Below are 12,837 nucleotides of genomic sequence, written 5' to 3' on the forward strand. Positions count from 1 at the left end.
TGACGGATCGGGAAGTTATATTGCATGATAGGTCTGAATCATTCGGAATTTGATTTGCAAAAAAATATAAGAAGGTGTGCGTAATTCGTGTTCTCGATAATGAAAAAAAGGGTCTGGTATGATTGGATACTTGTGGCCATACGAACGCTTTGGCTGGTCATTATCGCAAGCGCTGGTTTTGTTGATCCGTCATTGACCGTTGTATCGCTTTGGGTTGTACTTTCTCTCGCTTTCGTCGTTTATCTCGTTCCATTAATCATCCTCTATAGGAAAGAAGACTGGTATCTCACAATCGAAGTCACGGTAACGGGCTTTTTTTATCTATATTTAGCCTACGCAGCCCCGGGATTGCTTTGGTCTTTTGTTTTACTCGTGATAACTATCGGCTTGACGAGCAGTCGAAGAACCTATGTGTGGACAGGTATCCTTAGCGGAATCGTATTCCCGGTATTGAACGGTTGGATTGCTGATCGTCTCCCGTATGAGTTTATCGTTAGCTGCAGCCTTGGTTTTGCCATCGGCTTCGCGTTTAATATTTTAATTCAGTCCCACAAGCAAGCCCGAATTATTCAAGAGCAAAAGCTGTTGCTGGAGCAGCATATTAAGCGGATTGAGGAACTTACGCTGATGGAGGAGCGCAGCCGGCTGTCACATGAGCTGAATGACACGATTGGCCATACGCTTACCTCGCTCATCGTCGGCATCCAATCACTGCGATCGTCCGTACCAGATGCGCAAATAGAGAGGATCGATTCGCTTGTCGGAATCGCCCAACACAGTCTGGTTGATATCCGAAAGCATCTGCATCAGCTCTCTCATACTCCGTTGAACCATTCGTTAAGTGAATCGCTGCGGCAATTAACTGAAGATTTTATGAAGTCAACAGGTATAACGGTCAAATTCCGTGTGATCGGCAGTGAGACTCTCGTTATGCAAAAAATAAACATTTGTTTATATCGTTGCCTTCAAGAGTCTCTAACCAACATGGTTCGGTACGGTAAGGCGAGCGTGATATCCGTTCAGTTACATTTCAATAGTCAGCAGCTTCGATTACAGATCGAAGATAACGGCATCGGAATGGAAGAAATCCAATTTGGATTTGGGCTCAATGGAATGAAGGAACGACTTGAACTATTTCACGGCACGGTGTCCGTGCATTCCGAGTCAGGACAAGGAACTTTCGTCATATGTAATATTCCGTTGCAGACAGAGCCTGTACATGATGCGATCCGCCTGCTGATCGTTGATGACCAGGTGATCATTACCGACAGCTTGAAGCAAATTTTGGATCAGCATGCTGATTTTAACGTCGTTGGTACAGCCAGGGACGGGCGCGAAGCATTAGAACATTGTGATCGCTCCCAACCAGATATCGTGCTAATGGATATTCGTATGCAGGGAATGGGCGGGATTGAAGCTTTAGTTGAGATGAAGCAACGATGGCCTGATATGAAGGTTGTATTCATGACAACGTTTAAGGATTCCTTGCAGGCAGCAACTGCATTGGAGCGCGGGGCAGAAGGCTACATGCTGAAGTCGATTCATCCGCGGGAGATGAAGGAAGCCTTGAAACTTATTTATAATGGAGGAACCTGGATCGACCAATCGGTCGCTACGCAAGTTTTCGAAGAGATGAAGCGTCAACGTGAGCAGTTGGAGAAAATCGGTTCAAGTCAGGGAAACTACCCGTACGGGCTTACGAAACGCGAGATGGAGATTCTGGAGCATCTGTCGAGCGGTCTGCGCTACAAATCGATTGCCGCCAAGCTATTTTTATCGGAGGGAACGATCCGCAATTACTGCTCGATTCTCTACTCGAAACTCGGCGTCAACAACCGTGAAGAAGCATTAGAAATGGCGCGAATGAAGAATATCGTGTAGCTGGAGAATTTCCCGATGGTACTCACGATATAGGGGTCGCGTGCTGTTCTTTCAAAAAATGGGCCAGGTTCAACCAGTAGTGGTCGGTTGGTTCCATGCCAACGATGACGTCCTGGAACCCTTGCTCCGTCGCAATCTTTCTGAACCAGCTAACGAACAATTCAAAGCCTTCACGGTCGTTCTCAAACGTAATAGCCTTCTCGAACTCGACTCCGCGGTAGTCTTGTGCCCGGGCGACATGTTTGAATTTAGCGATGTCTACACCGATAATTAAGGTAGAAGAAGTGATTTGATTAATACGTTCATTTTGAGTAGAATTCATCTTGTAGTCTCCTTGGTTTGTTTTTGGATCCCGTCGCTGGCCAGCATCTTGGACCCATTTACATCATACCAAGGAGTCTTTTTCATTCTGAAACCTCTTATTTCAACTTACGCTCATATAAAAACTAAACCCACTTCATTATCAATATAGGGGACAAACTTGATAAATAGTGATTACTTTCTCCGTTGCAACGGCATTTTAAATTGACTGATTATTTATGTATTTGAAAGTTTATCAAGGGTTGGGTAGCAGCAACTTCCTCGTGTAAATCTTCGTTTGTAAAATGAAAATGCTGGCTGTACTGAACCACGACTTGTTCTAAACCAATTTTCCTGATATCGATTCATAATACCCGGCCTGATTTGCAGCGTCCCAATACGATCCGTAGCCGGAAAACCTTCGGTCACTGGGAGCTGGATACGGTCGTTTCCAGCCGAGGAAAGAGTAAACTTGTGTCGACACATCGTAGAGGCAAAAACACGTTTTTACCAAGTGATTATATGACGATCGCACGGCATTATCGATGAAGATCGCGTTTGGCTTACTGGCGGCTCAGTATCCGATGTCTGCGATTCGGAGCGCGACCGTGGGCGAGGGAAAGAATTCGCCTGTCACAGAGAATTGGAACGACTGTACGGCGTGGGTGTCTATTTCGCCGGCCCGTACTCATCCTGGCAACGAGACTCCAACGAAAATACCAAGTCTTGGGCGTGAATTAATCTCAAAGGGTCATAACTTCGCTCAGGTGACAGATGCTGATCTGGGACAAGCTCTCGCCCTGATTAACAACCGGCCCCGAAAAACTTAAGATGGAAGTCCTCTCACGAATCGTTACAGGAGGAACTGTTGTACTTGTCTTGACAATCCGTCTATTAAAAAAGGTGAAAGAAAACCATCATTTCACTGGTATTCTTTCACCTTTTACGGTTTAAGGCTTTTTCAGTAGCTTATATAATGACTCTACTTATTCAAACTGTAAATTTCCATCAGTTATTATAAATCCAAATGTTTTATTTAAGGCTTGTAACTCACTCCCATGAACTTCCGTTATTTTGATTATCTTATTGTTATCATCTCTAATCACTTTGAAATCGGATTTCCTTTAGCATCATAGTAAAAGTTATTTGATCTACCTTCATTTTTTATATCCTTATCAACAAACAATCTGACTTGCTTGTCATTGAAGAGAAATCTGTCCTCTTTCTTATCATAAGTTAGACCATAGGCAATGTAATCCTTTAAAGAATCGTAATTAAAATCGGCACCTTCACCAGCTTCTTGTACTGAGGTAGATGAACTGAGGCTTGTATCGTGATGATTTTCGATGGCTTGGATTTCAGGTGTACTCGGCGGAATGGGGAGCGCGATGAAGTCCAGCGGCAAGCCGATGAGCAAGACCAGGTATCCATACTCGGTTCAACTAACCCGATCAGGTCCATGAGCGTTCTCCCTCTTGTGCTGCAAAGTCCCGCCAGCCGAGACAAGCTTGTTTTGCGGCAAAATCAAATAAAAAAGTGCAAGAACCGCCAGTAAAGCAGCGCTGATGCTAATGGCAGCGGCATTCGTATACTGGCTGGCTATCCCTCCCCCGATGACCGGGCCAATCATAATACCGAGCCCTTCAATCCCGGAGAGTACTCCCCACCCGGTCCCCTTCTGATCCTCCGGAACAAGGTACGACAGCACCGCATTCCAGGCCGGAAGCACGGCTGAGTAAGACAATCCCAGCATAAAGGCAAACAGCATCGTTAATGCAGGCGGCGGCATGGATACGACTAACAGAGCCAATACGACCGTAAGCGATACGAAACCGGCGAACAGCATTTGCTTGTGCCCCCATCGATCGGCCAGCTTTCCCATCGGGACAAGAAACAGCATCGCGCCGGCCCCGCCTAATATGAGCATTAGCGAATATTGCGGCTGGCTCAGACCGAGTTGGTCAGCGGCAAAACCGGGCAGTATCGGCAGCAGCAGTCCCGCGGCGGTCATCTGCAGGACCATGCCTGGCAGCAGCCATTTCAGCTGAACGAGCCTTCTTCGCAGTCCTGCCGCTTGTTCGGCAAAGCTGACATTCTGGAGATGCAAGGGGGTTGTTCTGTTAATCCCGAACGATGCGATGCAGCCGACGGCGAGCAGCGCAACCATCAGCCGGAAGGCAGGTTCGAAGCCATAATCGAAGGTGAGATTGATTGTGACCGGCCCCAGACCGATGCAGGCCAACCACACGGTGTATATCGCTCCCATCTGGGCCGCCCGCTCCGTAAGTCGGACTTTCTCCAGACAAATGAGCCATATAGGCGACGCCCCCATCCCAAGCATCACGGAACCGGCAACAAGCCCCCAGGCATACGGACTAAAGAACACGGCGGCTAGTCCGGACAGCATCAGGACGAAAGTGGCGGGCAGCAGCCAGCGCAGCGAAAACCTGTCCAGCAAATATCCAGCCACACATTTAATCAGCGTATCGGCTGTATAATGAAGCGAGACGGCAAGACCGACCAAAGCAACGGTTTGCCCCGACTCGTTGACGGCAAAGTTCGGCAGGAACGAGAACAAGAAAGCGCTTCGGACAAACTCTGTGCAAAAAAGCACCGTGAACAGCGTCAGAGTAGAAAGCTTGAACGCGCTCCTCCCGCTCATCATATTCCACTCCTTCTTAAGGGACTTGCCTCAGGAAACAAATGCCGGACAATATGGTCCGCAGCCGCTTTCTGCCTTGCTGCGAGCAGCCCGTTCATCATCGACTGCTTGATCTGCTCAGAGGAGATCATCGCTTGTATCTGCAACACCAGATCATGAATCGTAAAGGCCACGACTGCCGCTCCTTTGCGCTGCAAATACAGGGCATTTTCCTTCTCCTGCCCCAGAAACGGATTTAGGATGAAAATTGGAACCCCGGCCTGAATCGTCTCGGATAGTGTAACGCCTCCCGCTTTCGTGACTACGCAGCAGGCGCTGCTCATCAGAACATGCAATTGATCGGTGAAGCCGAATACATCCACACTTGCATCATCCGCCCAGCTCTCCGCAAGCCTCCGTCTCCATCCTTCCTGCCGGCCGCAAATCACTTGAATGCGGACGCCTGACAAGAGCAGCAGCTTCCCGATGAGCCTCGATAGCGAATGCAATGTGCCGCAGACGTTAGCCATAAGCAGAATCACATGCTCATCTGCTTCTTTAACGGAGCCGGGACCACTCATTGCCGCATCATGAAATGACTCTCTGACCGGAATTCCGGTCACGGTAATACGACTCTCGGGGACGCCCTGCCTGACCATGGCCTCTTTCACGTCGCTGGCAGGGACAAAATAATGATCCGGCTTGGCGAACAGCCATCTTCGGTGAACGTCAAAGTCCGTTATGACAACAGCAGTCCGGGGACGGATCGCAGATAATGCCACGCTGCTTGGCAAGCTGCCGAACGGGAATGTATAAATGATGACTTCCGGCTGGTACTGGAGGATGATTTTCTTGAGCCTGTCGCCTCCAAGACTGTTCATCCAGGCTGCGATCTTTCCCTTCATGGGAAGCTGGTTGGTCAGATGGTAGGTCCATCCGTAATAGGGAATGCCCAGGCTGGCTGCATACAGGCTTTGCCGGTACAGATAGCGGATTATTTTGTTCAGCACAGGATAGGCTTCCCGGAACAAGTCGACAACCGCCACCTGGCAATAACCATTGCGGATCAAGCTTTGCTGCAACACCTTGGACACCTGATGATGACCTTCTCCGTAATCGGCCGTTAAAATTAAAATTTGCGGTTCCTGTCCCACTATTGTCACCTCATTTCCTTTGTCAAGCCATTTCATCCAGACGAACGAATTGCAAGTTGCGTCCCTGTAATTGATGCAGTACTTCCTCCAGAGCCCGAAGCATAAAATATGGCGCGTGACGGTCCGCTCCCGGCGAATCTCCGCTGTCATGCAGCAAAATAACAGATCCGTCCGTAATTCCGTTCAGCAGCGTTGCCTTCAGTTTCTTGCGGCAGCTTCTGCTGCGCCAGTCCCCCGCCTTCAAGGACCAGAGTACAATGCGGTACGATTTGGGATGAAAGAAATCGAAAGCGTTCATGAGCCCCCACGGCGGACGATAGTGATCCGGCCTTTTTCCAATTATGGATTCAATAATATCTGCGGTCCGTTTCATATGATCACGCCGCACCGTCCAGGGAAGCATCAGCCAATTGGAGATGTGATTGTAATTGTGGATTCCAATCTGATGACCTTCACGATCCATTCTTCTGATCAGATCCGGGTGCAGCTCCGCCTGCGAGCCAAGCACGAAGAATGTGGCCTTCACTTGATAATCCTGCAATAAATCCAATAATTCCGGTGTATACCTCGGATGCGGCCCATCGTCGAACGTGAACGCTACCTGGTTCTTGGTCGTTCCCTTACGAAAGGCTCCAAATTTGATCATTCTTGGCAGAAAACTAGGAATTATCATATACAGACTGATGAAGCCTATGAGCCCAATCAACAAATATTTAACAAGCAACGTCTTTATCCTCCTTAGTGAAAATTAAGCTTAAGCATACTGCTGCAAGGAGCAAACCCATTTTTCTTCCTGTGTATCGCTCTGCATGCTCAGAATTTGCATGACCGCATGTCTGGCGGAATCCTGCTGTCTGCACAGCCCTGCCTTCTCCCTCATTTCTTCCAATAGGGAAGGCTGTTGAACCAGCCGCTGAAGCTGATCCTGCAAATTGTCAATCTGACATAGATATGCTACTCCCGCTTGAATCAAATAATCGGCATTATCCTTTTCCTGCCCCAGCCGTGGCTCCAGCAGCAGCATGGGAAGCTGAAGCGCCAGCGCTTCGGAGGTCGTCAGTCCGCCCGGCTTGGTAATCAATACGTCTGCGGACGCCATCCATTCATGGATTCCCTCCATGAAGCCTGTCAGTATGACGTTATCCCTGTCTCCCAACGCTTCACGCAGGCGGTACAGCAACTTCACATTGCGTCCGCATACGATGACAAATTGCACGTTAGGGGGAAAAGAGTCAGATTGCATTTGCTCGATGAAGGATTTATCGATAATCCCGCAGCCGCCCCCCATCACCAGCACGACAAAGGCGTCAAGAGCCAAGGCCAGCTTCTCGCGCAGCCGGTCTTTATTGTCATGCTGACTGTAGGATGGGCGAACAGGGATGCCCGTTACAGCGATTTTGTGGTCAGCAACGCCTTTTCTCTGCAGAGCTGCACGCACGCCTTCGGAGCCAACCAGATACAGATCCGTAGACGGATGTATCCAATAGCTGTGATCGGAATGGTCGGTAATGACCGTTGCCGCAGGCAGATCCGTCATTCCTTTTTCCTTAAGCAAGGAAATGGCGGCTGATGCCAGCGGGAACGTGCTGACAATCAACGTCGGCTGTTCCTCATTCAGAAGCTTGAGCAGCCGCTGCAGGCTGGTCGTGAGAAAATGCTTCAGGAAGAAAGTAAGTGTACTGTCCGTCCGGGTCTTCTGATACATATATCCGTATGAGGAAGGAAAATGCTTCACCCATTGCAGGAAGCAATACCGTTCAACCACATGCATGCGGGGATGGATCCATTGCATGAAGTCGATCACCTCTACTCCCTGTTTGTACAGCACCGATGCCTCTAAAATCGCCTTGGCCGCCTGCATATGTCCATCCCCGAGCGCGCCGGACAGAATCAGCAGCTTTTCCCGTTTCATGCTATTCATCAACAATCGCCTCCCTCGTGAAATTTAACTATGCATGAACAAAACAACCAGCACCGCCGTTAGGAATCCGACCATCCCACCAGCCACACAATCGATCGGATAGTGATAACCCCAATAAACCCGGGATATGGCCACCAACAAGGCCAGACCAATCAAGACAAGCATAATTGCCGGCGATGAGGCCAACATAAAAGGTGTAACCAGGGCGAAAATAGCGGTAGTATGGCCGGATGGGAAGGAATAATCCTTCAACGGGAATTTGCCTACCTTCACCTGCTCCAGCTTGCGGAAAGGCCGGTCTCTGCGCACCTTTCTCTTGATCAGGACAGCAATGATATGGCTAACGGCCAGTGAGATCAAGCTTTGCAGCCCGATTCTGCTGAACTCCCCCTCGGCGAACCATGCCAAGGACACTGCGCAAATGATGGTAAACAAAGCTCCGCCCAAATGGGTAATCCATCCGAACAATCGGTCCATTGCCCGACTGCTCAGCCGCTGGTTGCACCAGAAGAACATCGTTTGATCAATTCGCCTTATCCACTGCATCCTGTTTTCCGCCTCCATTCCCTGTTTTTTCGATCGGTTGATGTTCATCCCTTATCTTCCTCCGCTCGCACAGCTTCCGTATCAAGAACCATATTGCCGCAATCGCAACACCAATGCCCACCAGCGTAATCGTGAGAACTTGGTTCACCATATTCTCTGCCGCACGGCCATATATATAGAAGAGAAAACCGACTACATAAAACTTCACCGCCCGGCCAATGGCCGCATAGCTGAGCAGCTTCCACAATGGATAATTCATGCATCCAGATAAAATCGTAAATATTTTAAATGGGATCGGAGTGAACGATCCGATCAGGATTGCAGCCTCGCCGCGGCGGGCAAATAAGTCGCTTGCCGAATCCAGCCATTTTTTCTTCATTACACCACCCATAACATGCTTTCCCGACACCTTGCCGATCCCATAACCGATCGGTGTCCCAAGCAGACTTCCTGCAAAGCCAACCGTAGCGAGCCATAAAGCCGACTCCGGTTGCACCGCGCTTAAAGAAAGCTGCAGGAAGAACGCCGGGATGGGGAAAATAATCGCATCGAGCATAGCGTGAATGAAAAGTCCCGTCGCTCCAAAGTTCTGTAAAAATTCCATAATTTTATCCATGAATGCCTATCCCGCCTTTGTTACAGAGCATGATGAAAAATAGGTTGCCTCCGGGCGGTATGGGTTTCCAATCGCTGTGTTTCCAACTCCATACCGCCCTCCAGGAACTTACTCACCACGCTCTTAGTTTCTTTTTTTTAATTAATTGGAGCTTGATTTGGGTAGACATAACTCCTTTGAAACGGACCGTCACTTCACCGTCATAAATCGGTTCCTCAGCGAGCTGCGGGAGTGAATCAGCATCATCGGTATCAATTTTTCGGTCTTGCGGCCAATCCGCTTCTTGCCTTCAGGGTGCATGACGGATAACAATAATCGGAGATAAGCCGTTGTAATGCGTTGGAACAGATCGGACTTCATCGGTTGTTGTTCGAAACCAAGACCATGTATCAAACCACGATGAAGCAGCGTAACGCCGACTAACGCCTTCACCTCTCTGAACTCCGGCTGACTTGCGAATGCCTCGCTGATCTGCTGCATGGATTTCCGTGTAAGCCGGGCCGTCATGAGCGCCGCGCGGTCTGAGTCTTCGGATTTGATCAGCGTCAGAATCGTTTCATTATTGAGATGGAGTTCCCCGACCAGATCGCCTTTATTGATGATCGTGGAGTCCGCACAGACGATACTCTCCCCTCGGTGTTTCTTAATCATGACTTTGCAAATTCCAAAGTGCGATGTATGCGAGCCGCGAAAGCGTGAAATCCAATCGAACCCTCTTTCCCAGACCATCCAGGCCGCCTGCATTGAAGATTTGCGTAAACGAAGCAACATTGATCCAATCATCCCTCATTCTTATTTTAATCGACAAATTTTATTGAAATTGTCCAACTGAAATAATATTCCTATGTGAATTCCTTATTTTTGTTACTTTTATGATAGAGGATTTAACCAAAAAAGCATCCGGGCTGAGGTACTGGATGGTGGCCCGTCTTGAGGGGGGCCTTCACTCAATTTGATGCACATCGCTGATCGCTCAAGTTTAATCTGATATATAAGTGCGACCAAAAATAATTTCGTTACATGCTAGTTGAGATTCATTTGCACTCCTAACAATCCAATCAGGTAATACTGATAAGATGGCTTCTCCTTCTGAAAAGTCCGGATGACCCGAATCACATCGGTACGATGCTGATCGGAAACCTTCAATTAAAGCAGTGTGCAGCGCGTGCCGGGAAAATGACGGAAAGTCCCCTCATAGACATCTTCTTCAACAAACCCTGCAACCTAAGGATTCGTCGCCCTCTTACGGCCGAAGCTAAACAATTCATTCAGTTCTGCGTACCACCTGTAAGAAATGTACAGCTGAATAAGAACGTGAGTTCAAATCCCTGAAGTAGCGAATCGTTAAAGAGCAGCGTTAGGAATCCGTCTCCAATATAGCTATTATAGTAAGTGCAACTCCTTTTCGAATGGTGAATGATTTCATAACGCAATCGCTCCTATTATTTTAGAATCTTGTTCTGCTTTACCCCCTCATCTTACCTCCGATACTGTTAAATCGAACAGTGATAAAACCGCCAAGCTTTTGATGACATTGACTTGGACCTGTCACATATACCGCATGACAAACTGTCAACTGTCTTATATGACGTGCTTGCTAAACTACGTTCTAACCGCAGTTACCCCACCCTCTGTCGCTTGACGGATCGGGAAGTTATATTGCATGATAGTCTGAATCATTCGGAAATTGAGATGAAGGAAGCCTTGAAACTTATTTATAATGGAGGAATCTGGATCGACCAATCGGTCGCTACGCGAGTTTTCGAAGAGATGAAGCGTCAACGTGAGCAGTTGGAGAAAATCGGTTCAAGTCAGGGAAACTACCCGTACGGGCTTACGAAACGCGAGATGGAGATTCTGGAGCATCTGTTGAGCGGACTGCGCTACAAATCGATCGCCGCCAAGCTATTTTTATCGGAGGGAACGATCCGCAATTACTGCTCGATTCTCTACTCAAAACTCGGCGTCAACAACCGCGAAGAAGCAATAGAAATGGCGCGAATGAAGAATATCGTGTAGCTGGAGAATTTCCCGATGGTACTCACGATATAGGGGGCACCTCACGAAACGGAAAAAATCGTACGCTAAGCAATGCGTTGCAGAAAAAACCGGACCCTTACAGGGGAATCCGGTTCTCGTCATAGCAGCAAGTGAAGTTGAACTATCGTGTCCCGTTACTTTAACGATGTAATCGAACTGAAGCTAAATGCATTAGATCCAAATATCATTGACTGCTGTTAATTCTGACTCAGTCTCGCCAGTGTTTACTACGCCCCTGGGCTCTACTAACATGATATGATACTCCTGGTTAGCGAAAGTTTTGTGTTCGACACCCTTGGTACAATAAACAACATCTTGGGAAATCTTTACTTGGCTATCGCGGAAATCAATGAACATCTCTTCTTCGAGCACGATAAACACCTGGTTGGTATCTTGATGAGGAGACCAATGTATTAATCTTAGATAATTTCTCATTCAGACTATTACTTTATTTTTCAGTCTAGAACTTTAGACACCTACAATAAAGACCGCAAAGGCTTAAGCCCTTACGGTCTAATTTACTTCTGGCATCCTGAGTCCATTTTCACTTTTCTTGTTTCGTTTCGTCCCCCGTCCATAGTCGTTGGTGACAAAATCCAGTATTCGGTTGACAGCACCAAAAATGGCCAGGCGGACATTACAGTTACCAAGAATGAAGCATCTAACGATTATGTAGATATGCCACAATGGTACATGGAGGAACTGGCCGTCCATGTTAAAAGCATGCGGAAATTAAGGTTTGAGACAAAGGCAAATGGGACATGGAAAGGCGGGGATCGTAACTTTGTTTTTCATTCAGGTACAGGGAAACCCTATTACCATACAACGCCGTCCCAGCAGTGGAAAACTGGTGTGAGCGGCACAGCTTCCGTAATGTATCACTTCATGATCTCCGCCATACAAATGCAACGTATTTGCTTGGCTAGGGAGCATCTATCAAGGAGATTCAACATCGATACGACATTCCACATCTCAGGTGTCTTCAGATACCTATGCTCACATCACCAAGAAGCTTAGTCGTAAAACAACAGCACACCTAGATGTCTTCGATCCAAAAGTTCGTCCCCAATCCGTCCCCAGGAGCGAAAAAGGCGCTCACTCCCTGTGATCCTGTGATATGGAAACGAGGATTTCAATCACTAAAAAATAAAAAACCCCTTGATAATCAAGGGATCCAAAAGAAAAACGATAGTGCCGAGGACCGGGATCGAACCGGTACGGTAGTCACCTACCGCAGGATTTTAAGTCCTGTGCGTCTGCCAATTCCGCCACCCCGGCATAATCTTAGGAACGCTACTCTTTACACTTACTTGTCTTACAAGTATCTGAGAAACACAGAAGTGTTCTCGCTATGTAAATGTCGTTCAACCGGGCACCAACATATAATACGATAATTTCATCGGATTGTAAAGTGTTTTTAAAAAAAAATAATAAAATTTTCTTTTTGTATAACTTATGCACATTTGAATTACACTAATAAACGTCTTTCCAAACTACCAGAAGGGGTGTTACGAATGCGTGAAGGTATGATTCCAGCTGTTCTTGGAACGGTAGTATCGGCTTCAGGCGCTGTGTTGCTGAGCAGTAAGTACAAACTTGCAGCTACAGGCATTCTCGGTTTCGGACTGGCTCATGTTGTTCTGGGAGCGATTGATCTGATTGAGCATCGCTAGTTGTTTGGGAAGTGCCGGGCGGGATTTACTCCCCCCGGTTTTATTTTTATCAACGTTTAGTCTGG

The 12,837-nt window shown here is 47.7% G+C and carries 10 protein-coding genes, 1 tRNA gene and 3 pseudogenes; 4 read left to right on the forward strand and 10 right to left on the reverse strand.

Annotation, left to right across the window (positions count from 1 at the left end):
* The first annotated feature begins 87 nt into the window (after positions 1-87).
* Positions 88-1,881: a helix-turn-helix transcriptional regulator gene (locus tag MLD56_RS15920; protein ID WP_241113307.1), complete on the forward strand. Its 1,794-nt coding sequence runs from the start codon at positions 88-90 to the stop codon at positions 1,879-1,881.
* 43 nt (positions 1,882-1,924) lie between these two features.
* Here the strand turns inward: MLD56_RS15920 and MLD56_RS15925 are convergent.
* Positions 1,925-2,203, reverse strand: a pseudogene (locus MLD56_RS15925) (IS110 family transposase); the annotation flags it as partial.
* A 365-nt stretch (positions 2,204-2,568) separates the two neighbouring features.
* Between MLD56_RS15925 and MLD56_RS26135 the strand changes: the two are divergent.
* A pseudogene (locus MLD56_RS26135) lies at positions 2,569-3,064 on the forward strand (IS30 family transposase); the annotation flags it as partial.
* Positions 3,065-3,283: 219 nt separating this feature from the next.
* Here MLD56_RS26135 and MLD56_RS15935 read toward each other — a convergent pair.
* From MLD56_RS15935 to MLD56_RS15970, 8 genes are all read right to left on the reverse strand, one after another.
* The gene (locus tag MLD56_RS15935) at positions 3,284-3,598 is read right to left on the reverse strand and encodes a hypothetical protein (protein ID WP_029517699.1); all 315 of its coding nucleotides are present in this window, start codon (positions 3,596-3,598) and stop codon (positions 3,284-3,286) included.
* 21 nt (positions 3,599-3,619) lie between these two features.
* The gene (locus MLD56_RS15940; protein ID WP_241113308.1) at positions 3,620-4,843 is read right to left on the reverse strand and encodes an MFS transporter; all 1,224 of its coding nucleotides are present in this window, start codon (positions 4,841-4,843) and stop codon (positions 3,620-3,622) included.
* Positions 4,843-5,976 (reverse strand): MGDG synthase family glycosyltransferase, encoded by a 1,134-nt coding sequence (locus tag MLD56_RS15945; RefSeq protein ID WP_029517701.1) that lies wholly within the window; start codon positions 5,974-5,976, stop codon positions 4,843-4,845. The genes MLD56_RS15940 and MLD56_RS15945 overlap by 1 nt, the downstream gene beginning before the upstream one ends.
* 22 nt (positions 5,977-5,998) lie before the next feature.
* A complete protein-coding gene (locus MLD56_RS15950) occupies positions 5,999-6,700 on the reverse strand; it encodes a polysaccharide deacetylase family protein (protein ID WP_029517702.1) in 702 nt (233 codons plus the stop codon).
* A 30-nt stretch (positions 6,701-6,730) separates the two neighbouring features.
* The gene (locus MLD56_RS15955; protein WP_241113309.1) at positions 6,731-7,897 is read right to left on the reverse strand and encodes an MGDG synthase family glycosyltransferase; all 1,167 of its coding nucleotides are present in this window, start codon (positions 7,895-7,897) and stop codon (positions 6,731-6,733) included.
* A gap of 24 nt (positions 7,898-7,921) precedes the next feature.
* Positions 7,922-8,443, reverse strand: coding sequence for a phosphatase PAP2 family protein (locus tag MLD56_RS15960; RefSeq protein WP_029517704.1), 522 nt, complete (start codon positions 8,441-8,443; stop codon positions 7,922-7,924).
* On the reverse strand, positions 8,421-9,059 hold the full coding sequence (locus tag MLD56_RS15965; protein WP_029517705.1) for a YqaA family protein: 639 nt from the start codon (positions 9,057-9,059) through the stop codon (positions 8,421-8,423). The genes MLD56_RS15960 and MLD56_RS15965 overlap by 23 nt, the downstream gene beginning before the upstream one ends.
* Before the next feature lie 189 nt (positions 9,060-9,248).
* Positions 9,249-9,830 (reverse strand): YkoP family protein, encoded by a 582-nt coding sequence (locus MLD56_RS15970; RefSeq protein WP_049816996.1) that lies wholly within the window; start codon positions 9,828-9,830, stop codon positions 9,249-9,251.
* 918 nt (positions 9,831-10,748) lie between these two features.
* Between MLD56_RS15970 and MLD56_RS15975 the strand changes: the two are divergent.
* A pseudogene (locus MLD56_RS15975) lies at positions 10,749-11,078 on the forward strand (response regulator transcription factor); the annotation flags it as partial.
* 1,213 nt (positions 11,079-12,291) lie between these two features.
* Here MLD56_RS15975 and MLD56_RS15980 read toward each other — a convergent pair.
* Positions 12,292-12,377, reverse strand: a tRNA-Leu gene (locus MLD56_RS15980).
* Positions 12,378-12,613: 236 nt separating this feature from the next.
* On the opposite strand from MLD56_RS15980, the gene MLD56_RS15985 reads away from it, so the two are divergent.
* A complete protein-coding gene (locus MLD56_RS15985) occupies positions 12,614-12,772 on the forward strand; it encodes a hypothetical protein (RefSeq protein WP_013311032.1) in 159 nt (52 codons plus the stop codon).
* The last annotated feature ends 65 nt before the right edge of the window (positions 12,773-12,837 follow it).

This window comes from Paenibacillus peoriae (genome assembly GCF_022531965.1).
GTDB lineage: Bacteria > Bacillota > Bacilli > Paenibacillales > Paenibacillaceae > Paenibacillus > Paenibacillus polymyxa_D.